This is a genomic window from Streptomyces sp. NBC_00344 (genome assembly GCF_036088315.1).
Taxonomy (GTDB): Bacteria; Actinomycetota; Actinomycetes; order Streptomycetales; family Streptomycetaceae; genus Streptomyces.
In genome coordinates this window covers 2,391,463-2,406,445 of the sequence record NZ_CP107996.1, presented here as the reverse complement: position 1 = coordinate 2,406,445, position 14,983 = coordinate 2,391,463, and the positions used below count along the sequence as shown (strand labels likewise).

15 protein-coding genes are annotated in these 14,983 nt (G+C 69.4%); 6 read left to right on the top strand and 9 right to left on the bottom strand.

The window, feature by feature from the left end:
• Positions 1-19: 19 nt before the first annotated feature.
• The 3 genes from fomD to OHS16_RS10720 form a co-directional block, all read right to left on the bottom strand.
• A complete protein-coding gene (fomD, locus tag OHS16_RS10730) occupies positions 20-685 on the bottom strand; it encodes a cytidylyl-2-hydroxypropylphosphonate hydrolase (protein WP_328536955.1) in 666 nt (221 codons plus the stop codon).
• A gap of 87 nt (positions 686-772) precedes the next feature.
• Entirely contained in the window at positions 773-2,161 is a 1,389-nt protein-coding gene (locus OHS16_RS10725; protein WP_328536954.1) for a class II fumarate hydratase, read from the bottom strand.
• Positions 2,162-2,314: 153 nt separating this feature from the next.
• Positions 2,315-3,982: a fumarate hydratase gene (locus OHS16_RS10720; RefSeq protein ID WP_328536953.1), complete on the bottom strand. Its 1,668-nt coding sequence runs from the start codon at positions 3,980-3,982 to the stop codon at positions 2,315-2,317.
• Between the two features lie 294 nt (positions 3,983-4,276).
• Between OHS16_RS10720 and OHS16_RS10715 the strand changes: the two genes are divergently transcribed.
• Together OHS16_RS10715 and OHS16_RS10710 are read left to right on the top strand one after the other, a co-directional pair.
• Positions 4,277-4,948 carry a DUF1707 SHOCT-like domain-containing protein gene (locus OHS16_RS10715; protein WP_328536952.1) on the top strand — a complete coding sequence of 224 codons (672 nt, stop codon included), beginning with the start codon at positions 4,277-4,279 and terminating at the stop codon, positions 4,946-4,948.
• Between the two features lie 144 nt (positions 4,949-5,092).
• Entirely contained in the window at positions 5,093-5,458 is a 366-nt protein-coding gene (locus OHS16_RS10710; RefSeq protein WP_328536951.1) for a WhiB family transcriptional regulator, read from the top strand.
• A gap of 99 nt (positions 5,459-5,557) precedes the next feature.
• On the opposite strand, the gene glpX is transcribed toward OHS16_RS10710, so the two are convergent.
• The gene (glpX, locus tag OHS16_RS10705; protein WP_328536950.1) at positions 5,558-6,589 is read right to left on the bottom strand and encodes a class II fructose-bisphosphatase; all 1,032 of its coding nucleotides are present in this window, start codon (positions 6,587-6,589) and stop codon (positions 5,558-5,560) included.
• A gap of 126 nt (positions 6,590-6,715) precedes the next feature.
• On the opposite strand from glpX, the gene OHS16_RS10700 reads away from it, so the two are divergent.
• On the top strand, positions 6,716-7,252 hold the full coding sequence (locus OHS16_RS10700; protein WP_328536949.1) for a DUF4245 domain-containing protein: 537 nt from the start codon (positions 6,716-6,718) through the stop codon (positions 7,250-7,252).
• Between the two features lie 82 nt (positions 7,253-7,334).
• Here OHS16_RS10700 and OHS16_RS10695 read toward each other — a convergent pair whose 3' ends face one another.
• The 4 genes from OHS16_RS10695 to OHS16_RS10680 form a co-directional block, all read right to left on the bottom strand.
• A complete protein-coding gene (locus OHS16_RS10695; protein WP_328536948.1) occupies positions 7,335-7,925 on the bottom strand; it encodes a malonic semialdehyde reductase in 591 nt (196 codons plus the stop codon).
• 209 nt (positions 7,926-8,134) lie between these two features.
• Positions 8,135-8,359 carry an exodeoxyribonuclease VII small subunit gene (locus OHS16_RS10690; protein ID WP_328536947.1) on the bottom strand — a complete coding sequence of 75 codons (225 nt, stop codon included), beginning with the start codon at positions 8,357-8,359 and terminating at the stop codon, positions 8,135-8,137.
• A gap of 29 nt (positions 8,360-8,388) precedes the next feature.
• Positions 8,389-9,609: an exodeoxyribonuclease VII large subunit gene (xseA, locus tag OHS16_RS10685; protein WP_328536946.1), complete on the bottom strand. Its 1,221-nt coding sequence runs from the start codon at positions 9,607-9,609 to the stop codon at positions 8,389-8,391.
• 9 nt (positions 9,610-9,618) lie between these two features.
• Positions 9,619-11,001: an APC family permease gene (locus tag OHS16_RS10680; protein ID WP_328536945.1), complete on the bottom strand. Its 1,383-nt coding sequence runs from the start codon at positions 10,999-11,001 to the stop codon at positions 9,619-9,621.
• A 61-nt stretch (positions 11,002-11,062) separates the two neighbouring features.
• Between OHS16_RS10680 and OHS16_RS10675 the strand changes: the two genes are divergently transcribed.
• Entirely contained in the window at positions 11,063-12,094 is a 1,032-nt protein-coding gene (locus OHS16_RS10675) for a 4-hydroxy-3-methylbut-2-enyl diphosphate reductase (protein WP_328536944.1), read from the top strand.
• Positions 12,095-12,265: 171 nt separating this feature from the next.
• Complete coding sequence (ppgK, locus tag OHS16_RS10670; protein WP_328536943.1) at positions 12,266-13,003, top strand: polyphosphate--glucose phosphotransferase; 738 nt, start codon at positions 12,266-12,268, stop codon at positions 13,001-13,003.
• A gap of 63 nt (positions 13,004-13,066) precedes the next feature.
• On the opposite strand, the gene OHS16_RS10665 is transcribed toward ppgK, so the two are convergent.
• The gene (locus OHS16_RS10665; RefSeq protein ID WP_443042591.1) at positions 13,067-13,582 is read right to left on the bottom strand and encodes a DUF6542 domain-containing protein; all 516 of its coding nucleotides are present in this window, start codon (positions 13,580-13,582) and stop codon (positions 13,067-13,069) included.
• Positions 13,583-13,759: 177 nt separating this feature from the next.
• Between OHS16_RS10665 and ychF the strand changes: the two genes are divergently transcribed.
• Positions 13,760-14,848: a redox-regulated ATPase YchF gene (gene ychF / locus OHS16_RS10660; RefSeq protein WP_328536942.1), complete on the top strand. Its 1,089-nt coding sequence runs from the start codon at positions 13,760-13,762 to the stop codon at positions 14,846-14,848.
• Positions 14,849-14,983: the final 135 nt, after the last annotated feature.

Genomic DNA, 14,983 nt, shown 5'->3' with positions numbered 1-14,983 from the left:
CCGGGGCGCATCAAGGGTCTCACGACGGCATGCGCGCGGGCGTGCGGTCCCAGTCGGCCGGAAGTGCGGGCACGGTCCATGCCGGGTCCGGCCGCCAGTCCTCCCAGCCGTCGGAGAACGGCGACCCCCAGGCCTCGATGAGCTCGACCGCGGCCCTGCCGGCCCGCCGCACCCGCCGCGCCTGCGCGGCGCCCATCAGGCCCACCCGCTGGGCCTGCGCGAACTCGTCCTCGTCGAGCCACTCCCAACTGCGGTCGGGGAAAACCGAGATGTCGAGGAAATGGTCCTCCGAGTCGATTCCGCCCGACCACCGCAGATACGGCTCCTCCAGATTCACGTACCAGCTCTTGAAGCGCCAGCCCCGCTCCCACCACAACCACACCGACCACGGCTCCCCCGGGCGCGCAAGCTTCAGCACCCCGGTGCCCCACCACTCCTCGCGCACGATGGTGCGCGGCTTGGTGTACCGGGTGGCGAGCGGTTCCTGGTGCACGGGTGTCCCGTCGGCGAGGGCCGGCTTCACGCACTCGGTGCCGGGGGCGACCCAGACGGCGAGCAGATCGGCGGTGTCCTGCACGACGGTCACCGGGCGGCAGATGTGCAGGGTGTCGGACGCGTTGCCGCGATAGCGCCAGAGAATATGGTCTCCGGGCGTCCAGTGATGTGTTCCTCCTGCACCTGTCATGCGGAGATCTTAGGAGCACCGGCCGGGTTCCGCAGCGATCCGCGTCACCGGCCGGCCGCCGGAACCTCCACCGGGGGCGCCCGCCCGCTACGGCCGGGTCATCCCCAGCACGTCGAGCGCCGCGTCGAGTTGGGCCTCCGTGAGGTCACCCCGGGCCACATAACCTCCCTCGACCACGGCCTCCCGGATCGTCTTCCGCTCGGCGATGGCGCGCTTCGCCACCTTCGCGGCCTCCTCGTACCCGATGTACTTGTTCAGCGGCGTGACGACCGAGGGCGAGGACTCCGCGTACTCCCGGGCCCGCTCGACGTGGGCGATGATGCCGTCGACCGTGCGGTCGGCCAGCAGCCGGGAGACGTTCGCGAGCAGGCGCACCGACTCCAGCACGTTCTTGGCGATCACCGGCAGCATCACATTGAGCTCGAAGTTGCCCGCGGCGCCGGCCGCGGCCACCGTCGCGTCGTTGCCGGTGACCTGAGCGGCCACCATCAGTACCGCCTCCGGGATCACCGGATTGACCTTGCCCGGCATGATCGAGGAACCCGGCTGCAGATCCGGCAGGGAGATCTCGGCAAGACCGGTCCTGGGGCCGGACGCCATCCACCGGAGATCGTTGGAAATCTTGGTGAGACCGGCGCCGATGGTCCTGAGCTGGCCGGAGGTCTCGACGATGCCGTCCCTCGCGCTCTGCGCCTCGAAGTGGTTACGGGCCTCGGTCAGCGGCAGCCCGGTCGCCCGGGCCACCTCCTCGATGACCGCGGCCGAGAAGCCCGGCGGGGTGTTGATCCCGGTGCCCACCGCCGTACCGCCGAGCGGGAGTTCGGCGAGGCGGGGGAGGGAGGCCCGGAGCCTTTCGACGCCGTAGCGGATCTGTGCGGCGTAGCCTCCGAACTCCTGGCCCAGGGTCACCGGTGTCGCGTCCATCAGGTGCGTACGACCGGACTTGACCACCCCGGCGAACTCCTCGGCCTTGCGCTCGAGTGAGGCCGCGAGATGGTCCAGGGCCGGAATGAGATCGGCGGTCACCGCCGCCGTCGCCGCGATGTGGATCGACGAAGGGAAGACGTCGTTCGACGACTGCGAGGCGTTGACATGGTCGTTGGGGTGCACGTCGCGGCCGAGCCGCTCGGTGGCGAGAGTGGCGACGACCTCGTTCATGTTCATGTTGGAGGACGTGCCTGACCCGGTCTGGAACACGTCGACGGGGAACTCCGCGTCCCAGCGGCCGTCCGCGACCTCGCCGGCCGCCTCCTGGACCGCCTGCGCGATGTCCTTGTCGATGACCCCGAGCTCGGCGTTGACCTTGGCGGCCGCGGCCTTGATCCGGGCCAGTGCCTCGATGTGTGCCCGCTCCAGCCGCTGGCCGGAGACGGGGAAGTTCTCCACCGCGCGCTGCGTCTGGGCACGCCACTTGGCGTCCGCCGGGACGCGCACCTCGCCCATGGAGTCGTGCTCGGTCCGGTACCGCTCAGTCATCGTCGTACCTCCTCATCGGACAGCAACGTCCTGAAGGAGGGTGTTCCCGGTCCCGGGCGGAAGATCACACATCCGGCGTGCGGCGGTGCGGGTCCTCCGCCCGGGAGCGCGGCACCGGCTGGGTGTCGCGGGTCCGGACTGCTCAGACAGGGCCTATGCCTGGCCGGGCGCGCGTACCGGGATGTTCAGGATGGTCGGCGACTCGGCCGGGGCCTGGAAGAAGTCGTTGCCCTTGTCGTCGACGACGATGAACGCGGGGAAGTCCTCCACCTCGATCTTCCAGACGGCCTCCATGCCGAGCTCCTCGTACTCCAGCACCTCGACCTTCTTGATGCAGTCCTGGGCGAGACGGGCGGCGGGGCCGCCGATCGAGCCGAGGTAGAAGCCGCCGTGCGCACCGCAGGCATCGGTGACCTGCTGCGAGCGGTTGCCCTTGGCCAGCATCACCTTGGAGCCGCCCGAGGCCTGGAACTGCGCCACGTAGGAGTCCATCCGCCCTGCGGTGGTCGGGCCGAACGAACCCGAGGCGTAACCCTCCGGGGTCTTGGCCGGGCCCGCGTAGTAGACCGGGTGGTCCTTCAGGTACTGCGGCATCTCCTCGCCTGCGTCCAGCCGCTCCTTGATCTTGGCGTGGGCGATGTCGCGGGCCACGACCAGGGGGCCGGTGAGCGAGAGACGGGTCTTGACCGGGTACTTGGTCAGCTCGGCGAGAACGTCGTCCATCGGGCGGTTGAGGTCGATCTCGACGACGTCGCCCCCGGCGTCCAGATGCGCGTCGGTGGTGTCGGGGAGGAAGCGCGCCGGGTCGGTCTCCAGCTGTTCGAGGAAGACACCCTCCGCGGTGATCTTCGCGACGGCCTGGCGGTCGGCCGAGCAGGAGACGGCGATGGCGACGGGCAGCGACGCGCCGTGCCGCGGCAGCCGGACCACCCGCACGTCGTGGCAGAAGTACTTGCCGCCGAACTGCGCGCCGATGCCGATCTTCTGTGTCAGTTCGAAGACCTTCTGCTCGAGATCCGTGTCGCGGAAGCCGTGCCCGGTCGGGGAACCTTCGGTCGGAAGCTCGTCGAGGTAGTGCGCGGAGGCGTACTTCGCGGTCTTCAGCGCGAACTCGGCCGAGGTGCCGCCCACCGTGATGGCCAGGTGATAAGGCGGGCACGCGGCCGTGCCGAGCGAACGGATCTTCTCCTCGAGGAACTTCATCATGGACGCCTCGTTGAGGACGGCCTTGGTCTCCTGGTAGAGGAACGACTTGTTGGCCGAGCCGCCGCCCTTGGCCATGAAGAGGAACTTGTACGCGCCGCCGTCGGTGGCGTACAGCTCGATCTGCGCGGGCAGGTTCGAGCCGGTGTTCTTCTCCTCCCACATGGTGAGCGGAGCCATCTGCGAGTAGCGCAGATTGAGCTTGGTGTACGCGTCGAAGATGCCGTGCGACAGGGCCTCCTCGTCGCCGCCCGACGTGAGCACGTTCTGGCCGCGCTTGCCCATGACGATCGCCGTGCCGGTGTCCTGGCACATGGGGAGCACACCGGCGGCCGCGATGTTGGCGTTCTTCAGCAGGTCCAGCGCGACGAACTTGTCGTTCGACGACGCCTCGGGGTCGTCGACGATCTTCCGCAGCTGGGTGAGGTGGGCCGGACGCAGGTAGTGCGAGATGTCGTGCATGGCCTCGGCGGCGAGCGTGCGCAGCGCCTCGGGCTCGACCTTGAGGAACGTACGCCCGTCGGCCTCGAAGGTGGAGACGCCCTCGGCTGTCACCAGCCGGTACGGCGTGGTGTCCGCTCCCACAGGGAGCAGATCGGAGTACGCAAACTCTGGCATGACGGCCATTCCTCACTCGGCAGACGCGGGCTGGCCTCCATTGGCACAGCGTCCACCAGCGTAGAACCCCCGGGAGACGCGGCGGTTGTGAGGTAGGGCTCAGTTCGCGGCCGGGCCCGCCGGGCGGCGTGCCCGGCGGAATTCCGCTGCGACCCCCGTGATGGCCCTCCGGCGATTCCTGTGACCGTGTGCCGGACGCGTTCCGGCAGGACGCCAGGGGGCCGGCCGGGCGCGCGGCCAAGTTCTTCGGCATCCTGCTAGTCGCGATCTATCGCGTTTGGGTACGCTGGGCCGGTGGACCTCGAAAAGCACCCCCAGCAACCGCCGCCGCCCGTCGGTATCCGCGCTTCCGACGCCGACCGCGACCGGATCGCGGACATCCTCAGGGATGCCCTGGCCGAGGGCCGCCTGGACTCCGACGAGCATGCGGAGCGGATCGAGTCGGTCTACCGGGCCAAGACCCTCGCCGAGCTGGAGCCGCTGGTCCAGGACCTGCCGGCGGCCGGTGCCCGCCGGGAGCCCGCGGCGGGCGTGTACGCACCGGCCGCGGACGACCCGGACACCCCGGTGACGGCTGAGAACCTGGTGGCGATCTTCTCCAGTTCCACGCGCAAGGGCCGGTGGCGGATCGGCCGGAGGACCAACGCGTTCTCGCTCTTCGGCAGCGTGGAGATCGATCTCACCGAGGCGCTGTTCGAGCAGCGGCTCACGGTCATCAACGCCACCGCGATCTTCGGCAGCGTCGACATCCGTGTCCCCGAGAACATCACGCTCCGCGGCAGCGGCACCGGAATCTTCGGTACGTTCGGGGTGGTCACGCTGGAGTCGGAGAATCCGCAGGCGCCGGTCGTCGTGGTCAACGGAAGCGCGGTGTTCGGCAGCATCGAGGCCAGGCCGAAGCGCGGGAAGCTGATCGCCGACCTCCACGACCGCATCCAGGACAAGCTGCGCAAACACCTGTCCTGAAGGCCGTCCGGCGACGGTTCGCCGCGGTCTTTACGGCGGCACCGGAATTGTGCGTGCTTCGGAACTCAGTGCATAGGCGCGCGCACAGCGGGTAGGGAGCCCTGCATCGTCTCTCGCTCGCGAAGCCGTCGTCAGGAGTAGACCGTGCTGCATCCGCCGCATCAGTCCTTGCAGGTAGCTGCCGTTCCGGCGCAGCGCGGTCCTCGGGAGGACGAGGCAGGGCCTTGGCATTCTGAGGCGGTGTGCCGCCGGGACGAGGCGGGACTCTTCTTCGCCCCCTCGAAGGAGCCGACCGCCGCTCGGCTCGCCCGTGAGGAGGCCGCGAAGCGGGTCTGCGCCCGCTGTCCGGTGATGGTCGAATGCCGGGAGCACGCACTGCTGCAGCCCGAGCCCTACGGCGTGTGGGGCGGGCTGACCGCGGCCGAGCGCCGAGTGGTGCTCGCCCGGCGCAGGCGGCGCGAGGCCGAGCTCAGGAGCGCGGTCCCGGATCCGATGGCCCAGGCGGGCTGAACACGCGGAGAAGGGGTGCTCCCGGCCGCACGCGGGGGGCACCCCTTCTCCTGCGTACGGACGCCATCGGCCGTACGGGTCTGCCTGCGGTGACCGGCGCTACTTGGCGCGGTCGAAGTCCACCGCGCTGTAGGCGCGCAGCTTCGAAAGGCGGTGCGTCGAGTCGATCTGACGGATCGTGCCGGACTTGGAACGCATGACGAGGGACTGCGTCGTCGCGGTCTCGGCCCGGTAGCGCACACCGCGCAGCAGCTCGCCGTCGGTGATGCCGGTGGCGACGAAGAACACGTTGTCGCCGCTGACCAGATCGGTCGTGGAGAGCACCCGGTCCAGGTCGTGGCCCGCGTCGATCGCGCGCTGCCGCTCAGCGTCGTCCTTCGGCCAGAGCTTGCCCTGGATGGTGCCGCCGAGGCACTTGATCGCGCAGGCGCTGATGATGCCCTCGGGCGTACCGCCGATGCCCATCAGCAGATCGACGCCGGTGCCTTCCCGGACGGCCATGATGGAGCCGGCCACATCGCCGTCGGAGATGAACTTGATCCGTGCGCCGGTCTCCCGGATCTCCTTGACGATGCCCTCGTGACGGGGGCGGTCGAGGATGACGACCGTCACGTCCTCGGGCGAGGAGTGCTTCGCCTTGGCGACCCGCCGGATGTTGACGGAGACCGGGGCGTTGATGTCGACGAAGTCGGCGGCCTCCGGTCCGGTGACCAGTTTGTCCATGTAGAAGACCGCGGACGGGTCGAACATGGAGCCTCGGTCGGCCGCCGCCAGTACGGCGATGGCGTTGGGCATGCCCTTGGCGTTGAGCGTGGTGCCGTCGATCGGGTCGACGGCGATGTCGACCTCGGCGCCGGTGCCGTCACCGATGTGCTCCCCGTTGAAGAGCATCGGGGCTTCGTCCTTCTCGCCCTCGCCGATGACGACGATGCCGTTCATCGAGACGGTGGAGACGAGCGTGCGCATCGCGTTGACCGCGGCGCCGTCCGCGCCGATCTTGTCACCGCGTCCCACCCAGCGGCCTGCGGCCATAGCGGCGGCCTCGGTCACCCGGACGAGTTCCAGGGCGAGGTTGCGGTCGGGGGCCTCGGGAGAGACCTCGAGCGGCGAGGGGAGGTGATGCTCGGTCATCGGCACGCACCTTTCTGATACGACGACGGCCGTATGTAGAGGGTTCTTCCGATCCTATCGTCAGGTCGACAGAATGAGCAGTGGGCCCCACGGATGAGCATGAGGGGCACCTGAGAACATGGGGGAGTGGCAGCTACTCGAGGCAAGCAGACGGTGCGGGGACTGGTGCAGTCGATGGTCGTCATCGGCGCCGTCGTCGCATGCATCTATGTGTTCGTGCCGCACGGCGGCAGTTCGGAACCGATGAAGGCGGTCGACTACCGCGTCGAGCTGCTCACCGCGCGGCGTGCGGCACCGTATCCGGTCCAGGCGCCGGTCGGGCTCCCGGGCAAGTGGAAGCCGACGTCGGTCTCGTACGACGGACAGGCCGGCAACGCCTGGCACCTCGGGTTCCTGGACCCGGAGGGGGAGTACGTCGCGGTGGAGCAGTCCAGCGGGCAGTCGGATCGGTTCGTCGCCGACGTCACCGAGGACGCGGCCAGGACGTCCCGGACGCAGCAGGTGGACGGGGAGACCTGGCAGCGCTGGAAGGGCCCGAAGTACGACGCCCTGGTGCGCAGGGACAAGGGCTCCACGACGGTGGTGACGGGTACCGCCCCGTACGGGCAGCTGGCCACGATGGCGTCGGCGCTGCAGGCCGGGCCGCAGCCGGCGGCGCCGTAGTCCTGAACGGGGGCACGACAAAAGGCCGCCGCTCCCGGGGGAGCGGCGGCCTTCCGGTTGGTGCGGGCTGTGCCTGCGGTGCTCAGACCGTGGTGACGACCTCGTCGAAGCCGAGGCGCGGGCTGCGCGGGAACCAGGCGTCGTCGCCCGGCTTGCCGATGTTGACGATCATCAGCGGGGTGTGGTCGTCGTCCAGGAACTCCTTCTGGACGGCGCCGAAGTCGAAGCCGGTCATCGGACCTGCGGCCAGTCCGGCGGCGCGGACGCCGACGATGAAGTAGCCGGCCTGCAGCGCGGCGTTCAGCGCGGCGGCCTGCTCGCGGGCCGGGCGCTCGGAGAAGAAGACGTCCTTGGCCTGCGGGAAGTGCGGGAGCAGCTGCGGAAGTTCCTCGTGGAACTCATTGTCCGCGGAGAGGATCGCGACCAGCGGCGCGGTGGCGGTCTTCGGCCGGTTGCCCTCGGCCATCAGCGGCACCAGGCGCTCACGGGCCTCGGGGGAGCGGACCAGGGTGACCCGGAGCGGCGACTGGTTGAAGGCGGTCGGCCCGAACTTGACCAGGTCGTAGATCGCCTGCACCTGCTCTTCGGTGACCGGCTCCTCCGTGAAGGTGTTGGCGGTGCGAGCCTCGCGGAAGAGGAGGTCCTGGGCGGCGGGGTCGAGAACGAGCGACATCTTTCGTACCTTCCGGGCATGCAGTGGATCAAGCGACGGCCCGACTCTACGACCGTGATGTATTAAGTTTCAACTAAATCGTGCCCGTGGTGACGGGCCTCACAACGCACCCCCGCAGAACGGGCCGCCTCGCGGCCGGCCGGCAGCGCGTGTCCAGTGGGGAACGCCCCCGCTCACCGGGACCGGGATGTCCGGCGGCGGGCGTCCCCTCACTCCTCCTCGGCGTCCGTCCCCGCGAGGGCCGCGTCCAGCCGTGCCCGCGCACCCTCGAGCCACCCCCGGCACACCTTCGCCAGCTCCTCGCCGCGCTCCCACAGCGCCAGGGACTCCTCCAGCGTCGTCCCGCCCGCCTCCAGCCGCCGTACGACGTCGATCAGTTCGTCCCGCGCCTGCTCGTACCCCGGAGCTGTCTCCTCCGGCTTTGCCTTGGCCATCTCATCCACCCTGATTCCGCCTCATCCGGCTAGTCCTGTTCCCCCGGTACGACCGTCAGGTGCAGCTCCCCGCCGGAAACCCGGGCCCGCAGCGGCTCACCGTCCGACACCTCGCCGGGGGACCGCACCACCGCCCCGTCCGCTCGCTGGAGCACCGCGTACCCGCGCTCAAGCGTGGCCGCCGGGGACAACGCGATCACCCGCGCCCGGGTGTGCGAGAGCTCCGAGTCCGCGCGGTCCAGCAGATGGCGCAGAGTGCGCCGGCTCCGCTCGACCAGCGCGTCGACGGCTTCCCGGCGTTCCTCCACCATCAGCTGCGGCCGCTCCATCGAAGGCCTGGCCAGCGCGGCGGCCAGCCCGCGCTGCTCCCGGTCGAGCAGCCCCTGGAGCGTCCGCAGCGAACGGTCACGCAGCAGCCTCACCCGGTCCAGCTCCTCGCCGACGTCCGGGACGACCTTCTTCGCCGCGTCCGTCGGTGTGGATGCCCGGACGTCCGCGACCAGATCGAGCAGAGGTGAATCCGGCTCGTGCCCGATGGCCGACACCACGGGTGTACCGCACGCTGCCACCGCCCGGATCAGCTGCTCGTCGGAGAACGGCAGCAGATCCTCCACGCTGCCGCCGCCGCGGGCCACGATGATCACGTCCACGTCCGGCAGCCGGTCGAGCTCCTGCACCGCGTCGACCACCTGCGCCACCGCACGCACCCCCTGAACCGCCACGTTCCGCACCTCGAAGCGCACCGCGGGCCAGCGCCGACGGGCGTTCTCCAGCACGTCACGCTCGGCCGCCGACGCCCGGCCGGTCACCAGACCGATCAGCTGGGGCAGAAACGGCACCGGCCTCTTGCGGTCCGGCGCGAACAGTCCCTCCCCGGCCAGCGACTTCTTCAACTGCTCAAGACGGACGAGCAGTTCACCGATGCCCACGGGCCGTATCTCCACAGCGCGCAGCGACAGCTGCCCGCGCGGCGCATACCACTCCGGCTTGGCACGGACGACGACCCGCGCCCCCTCCGACACCACGTCGGCGACCGCGTCGAAGACCTGCCGGAAGCAGGTCACCGACAGCGAGATGTCGTACGAGGGGTCGCGGAGCGTCAGAAAGACCACCCCGGCACCCGGCCGGCGCGAGAGCTGTGTGATCTGACCCTCGACCCACACCGCACCGAGCCGGTCGATCCACCCCCCGATGAGCCGTGACACCTCGCCGACCGGCAGCGGCGCATCCGCACTCGTATTCAGAGCCATGCAGGCAGGCTACGGGGTGCCACCGACATCGCGGCCGTCACGACGGGCCCCCTGCACGCCGACCACCACCAGCCCGGCGGCCAGCCAGATCAGACCGGCCCACTGCGCCACGGCGGTGGCCTTCACGATCACCGCGACAGTCACCGCCGCGCCCAGCACCGGCATGAGCACATGCCGCCACCAGACCGGTGCTCCTTCGCCCTTCCGTACCGCGAACCAGCCCACCACCGATGCGTGCAGCAGAAGGAAGGCGGTGAGTGCCCCGATGTCGACCACCGACACCAGCCGGTCGAGGCCGTCGTCCCGCCGGGCCGCCCACACCGCGGCCAGCAGCGTCACCACCGCGGCCAGCAGCAGCGCCGGCCGCGGCACCCCGGAGGAGCCGTCCACCTTGGAGAGCAGCCGTGGCAGCCGCCGGTCCCTTCCCATCGCGAAGAGCAGCCGGCCGGCTGCCGCCTGTCCGGCCAGCGCGGCGAAGGCCGCACCGAGCGCCTTGCTCGACGCCACCAGGTCGTGCAGCCAGCTGCCCGCCGCCGAGTCGACCGTGTCGTAGAAGGCCGAGCCCTGAGCGACCGGATCGGCGGCCAGCTGCGCCGACGACATCGGTTCGAGCACTGCCGCCAGATACGACTGCACGATGAACAGCGCACCCGCGAGCACCAGACAGAACAGCACCGCACGCGCCACCCGCGCGGACCCCCCGGTGACCTCCTCCGCGAACGACGCGATCGCGTCGAAGCCCAGGTAGGAGAGGACAGCCACGGACACCGCCCCCAGCACCGCGCCCGCGGAGAACCCCGCATCGCCGGTGAACGGCGAGAGCCAGCCGCGCTGCGCCCCGTCCCGGACCAGAACCACCACCGCCGCCACCACGAACACCCCGAGTGCCACGATCTCAAGGGCCAGCACCGCGAAACCCACCCGGGCGGCAGCCTTCACCCCCCAGAGATTCAGCAGGGTGGTCACCACCACGGCGATGGCCGTCCACACCCACCGCGACACCGAAGGAACCAGCGCGTTCATCGCGATTCCCGAGAAGAGATAGGCGACCGCCGGGATCAGCAGATAGTCGAGCATCGCCATCCAGCCGGCGATGAAACCGGGCCCGGGGCCGAGGCCCTTGGTCGCGTAGGAGAACACCGAACCGGCGCGGGGCACCACCCGCACCATCTGCGCGTAGCTGAATGCGGTGAACGCCATCGCGACGGTGGCGGCGACATAGACCAGGGCGACAGCCCCGTGCGACTTGGCGTCGAGGGTGCCGAAGATCCCGACCGGGGCCATCGGAGCGATGAAGAGCAGCCCGTAGACCACGAGGTCCCGGAAACCGAGATTCCGCCGAAGCGCCGGCGCCGCTGCCGAGCTGCCCGCCCCACCACTGTCCGTAGTCATGGCGTCAGTCTCCCGCAAGGCGGCCCCCCGGCCCTTCGGACACGGCCTTACGATGGACGGCATGACTGCAACGTCCAGCCCCTCACCCGCCGACACCCCGAGCGGGGACGCTGCGCGCCGCGACGGCGCCCGCCGTGTCCTGCTCGCCGCTCCCCGTGGGTACTGCGCAGGCGTGGACCGTGCCGTGATCGCTGTCGAGAAGGCCCTGGAGCAGTACGGTGCGCCCGTCTACGTGCGCAAGGAGATCGTCCACAACAAGTACGTCGTGCAGACCCTGGAGAAGAAGGGCGCGATCTTCGTCGACGAGACACAGGAGGTGCCCGAAGGCTCCATCGTGGTGTTCTCGGCACACGGTGTCGCGCCCGTCGTCCACGACGAGGCCGCCCAGCGCGGACTGGCGACCATCGACGCCACCTGCCCGCTGGTCACCAAGGTCCACAAGGAAGCCGTCCGCTACGCGAAGGACGACTACGACATCCTGCTGATCGGCCACGAGGGCCATGAGGAGGTCGTCGGTACGAGTGGTGAGGCGCCGGAGCACATCACGCTCGTCGACGGACCCGACGACGTCGCCAACGTCACTGTCCGGGACGAGTCGAAGGTCGTCTGGCTCTCCCAGACCACCCTCTCGGTCGACGAGACGATGGAGACGGTCGACGCACTGAAGACCAAATTCCCCGGGCTGATCTCGCCGCCGAGCGACGACATCTGCTACGCGACCCAGAACCGCCAGACTGCCGTCAAGCAGATGGGTGCCGACGCCGATCTGGTCATCGTCGTCGGATCCAAGAACTCGTCGAACTCGGTGCGGCTGGTCGAGGTCGCCCTCGGTGCCGGCGCCCGGACCTCCCACCTCGTCGACTTCGCCGACGAACTCGACGAGGCATGGCTCGAGGGCGTCACCACCGTGGGTGTCACATCGGGCGCCTCCGTCCCGGAGATCCTGGTCGACGGAGTCCTGGAGTGGCTGGCCGCACGCGGCTTCGGCGACGTGGAGATCGTGAAGGCGGCCGAGGAATCGATCACCTTCTCGCTGCCGAAGGAGCTCCGCCGGGACCTGCGCGCCGAGGCGGCGGACCTGTCGGGCAGCTGACGGACACGTCCGGCGGGCCGCCGGACGGTCCACGGCTCCCGCTCCGGCGGGTGGCGGCACGGGGCTCGGGACAGGAGCGACTCCGTGCCGGCGTGCGGGAGTGACACCGTGCTGCGGGCAAGAGAGGCGTCCGGCACGTAACGGTCCGCTGCACGTCGTAACGTTGGGTCCATGCAGATCTTCGGTGTGGATATCGGCGGATCCGGGATCAAGGGTGCTCCCGTTGACCTGGACCGCGGAGACCTGGCGCAGGAGCGCCACAAAGTCCTGACCCCGCATCCGGCCACACCCGACGGGGTGGCCGACGGTGTGGTCGAGGTCGTCCGGAACTTCGACTGGTCGGGCCCGGTGGGCATCACCTTCCCCGGTGTCGTCACGGACGGTACGGTCCGTACCGCGGCCAATGTCGACAAGAGCTGGGTGGGCGTCGACGCGGCGACCCTGATCGGAGACCGGCTGAGCCTTCCCGTCACCGTGCTCAACGACGGTGACGCGGCGGGTATCGCGGAGATGACCTTCGGGGCGGGCCGTGACCGCAAGGGCACCGTCATCCTGCTGACGTTCGGCACCGGAATCGGCTCCGCGGTCTTCCACGCCGGCAACCTCGTGCCCAACACCGAGCTGGGCCACCTCGAACTGCACGGCCACGACGCGGAGAAGCGCGCGTCGACCAAGGCCAAGGAGGACGAGGACCTGAGCTGGCACCACTGGGCCCACCGGGTGCAGAAATACCTGGCCCATGTGGAGATGCTGTTCTCGCCCGAGCTCTTCATCATCGGTGGCGGCGTGAGCCGCAAGGCCGAGAAGTTCCTTCCCCTCATCGAGAAGATCGACGCCGAGATCGTCCCGGCCCAGCTGCAGAACAACGCGGGCATCGTGGGCGCTGCCATGGCGGCCTCAAGCCGCTGAGCACCGCGGCGGGGGCGCGGCCCGGCCGCCGCACCGCTGATCCCCCGGGGCCTGCCCGGCGGATCAGCGGTAGCGCCGCCGGATCTGGCGTACCTTCCGGACGGTCGCGATCACCCCGGCGACCAGGGTCCCGCCGTACAGCCAGCCCGCATTCAGCGCGAGTGTGGTGATCAGGGCCATCAGGCGCCCGCCGAATCCACCGCTGTCCGTGATCGGCAGGGCACCGAAGGCGAAGGCGATCGGCGCACTGATCGGCGCCGTCACCAGATCCGCCGGACGCACCCAGAGCGCGGTCAGCGCACCGACCGGCAGGAACAGCAGTCCGTACATCAGTGGTCCGCCATCGAACAGCAGACTGTCCAGGCAACCGATCATGAACATCACGGCTGCGGAGAAGATCCCGCCGCCCAGACCCGTCAGCCGCGGGTTCGGCATCCGGCGCAGCGCGAGCACCACCGGCGCCTCGCGCCTGCCCCGGGACGCGGATGCCCGGTACACGGTCGCCGGGACTGTCGCCGTGATTCTGTGCTCGGGGGGCCCTTCGGGCCGAGAGGCGCGGATCCTCGGTTGCTGCTCCACTCGACCACGTTAGGTCGCAAGGTGGGAGGAATCAGGCGTTGGACACGCGCTTTGGCCGAGCTTGCCGATGCGTTCGATCCGCCGGGACGCCGAGACCCCCGCGACACGCCCGTAAACTGGTGGATCGGCCCACCTCCGGGCCGGGTACATCAGCTCTCGCTACGGGAAGTCGCCAACGTGTCGCTCACGATCGGAATCGTCGGTCTGCCGAATGTCGGTAAGTCGACCCTGTTCAACGCCCTGACCAAGAACGACGTGCTGGCGGCCAACTACCCGTTCGCCACCATCGAGCCGAACGTCGGCGTCGTCGGTGTCCCCGACACACGCCTGGCGAAGCTCGCCGAGGTCTTCGCCTCGCAGAAGATCATCCCGGCCACGGTCGATTTCGTCGACATCGCGGGCATCGTGCGCGGCGCATCGGAGGGTGAGGGCCTGGGCAACAAGTTCCTCGCGAACATCCGGGAATCCGACGCGATCTGCCAGGTCATCCGCGCCTTCAAGGACGAGAACGTCGTCCATGTCGACGGCAAGGTCTCGCCCAAGGACGACATCGAGACCATCAACACCGAGCTCATCCTGGCCGACCTCCAGTCCGTGGAGAAGGCGGTCCCGCGCCTGGCGAAGGAGTCCCGTCTCCAGAAGGAGAAGGTCGCCGTCCTCGCCGCCGTCGAGGAGGCCCAGAAGATCCTCGAGGCCGGCACGACCCTCTTCGCCGCCGGGATCACCGCCGGCACCGAGAAGGGCCGCCTCCTGCACGAGCTGCACCTCCTCACCACCAAGCCCTTCCTGTACGTCTTCAACGTCGACGAGGACGAACTGGTCGACGAGGCATTCAAGGACGAGCAGCGCGCGCTGGTCGCCCCCGCCGAGGCGATCTTCCTCAACGCGAAGATCGAGTCCGAGCTGATCGAGCTCGACGACGACGAGGCACTGGAACTCCTCCAGTCCATGGGCCAGGAGGAGCCGGGTCTCGCCACTCTCGGCCGGGTCGGCTTCACCACGCTGGGCCTGCAGACGTATCTCACGGCAGGCCCCAAGGAGTCCCGCGCCTGGACGATCAAGAAGGGCGCGACGGCCCCCGAGGCCGCCGGTGTGATCCACACCGACTTCCAGAAGGGCTTCATCAAGGCCGAGGTGATCTCGTTCGCCGACCTCATCGAGATGGGCTCGGTCGCCGAGGCGCGCGCGAAGGGCAAGGCCCGTATGGAGGGCAAGGAGTACGTCATGCAGGACGGCGACGTGGTGGAGTTCCGCTTCAACGTGTAGCGGCTGACGTATCGCCACGCCGCTGATCTAGCAAACATGCAGGTCAGATAGGGTCCGACTCTTCGGGGTCGGACCCTATGTTTTTCCCGTGCTGGGATGGCTGACCCCTCGTCACCTGAACGCTTCAGATGGTGA

Excerpts from the sequence above, each read along its gene's own strand:
- fomD (WP_328536955.1), bottom strand. The coding sequence starts at position 685 with ATGACAGGTGCAGGAGGAACACATCACTGGACGCCCGGAGACCATATT.
- ppgK (WP_328536943.1), top strand. The coding sequence starts at position 12,266 with ATGCAGATCTTCGGTGTGGATATCGGCGGATCCGGGATCAAGGGTGCT.
- xseA (WP_328536946.1), bottom strand. The coding sequence starts at position 9,609 with ATGGCTCTGAATACGAGTGCGGATGCGCCGCTGCCGGTCGGCGAGGTG.
- OHS16_RS10680 (WP_328536945.1), bottom strand. The coding sequence starts at position 11,001 with ATGACTACGGACAGTGGTGGGGCGGGCAGCTCGGCAGCGGCGCCGGCG.
- OHS16_RS10690 (WP_328536947.1), bottom strand. The coding sequence starts at position 8,359 with ATGGCCAAGGCAAAGCCGGAGGAGACAGCTCCGGGGTACGAGCAGGCG.
- OHS16_RS10695 (WP_328536948.1), bottom strand. The coding sequence starts at position 7,925 with ATGTCGCTCGTTCTCGACCCCGCCGCCCAGGACCTCCTCTTCCGCGAG.
- glpX (WP_328536950.1), bottom strand. The coding sequence starts at position 6,589 with ATGACCGAGCATCACCTCCCCTCGCCGCTCGAGGTCTCTCCCGAGGCC.
- OHS16_RS10725 (WP_328536954.1), bottom strand. The coding sequence starts at position 2,161 with ATGACTGAGCGGTACCGGACCGAGCACGACTCCATGGGCGAGGTGCGC.
- OHS16_RS10720 (WP_328536953.1), bottom strand. The coding sequence starts at position 3,982 with ATGCCAGAGTTTGCGTACTCCGATCTGCTCCCTGTGGGAGCGGACACC.
- OHS16_RS10675 (WP_328536944.1), top strand. The coding sequence starts at position 11,063 with ATGACTGCAACGTCCAGCCCCTCACCCGCCGACACCCCGAGCGGGGAC.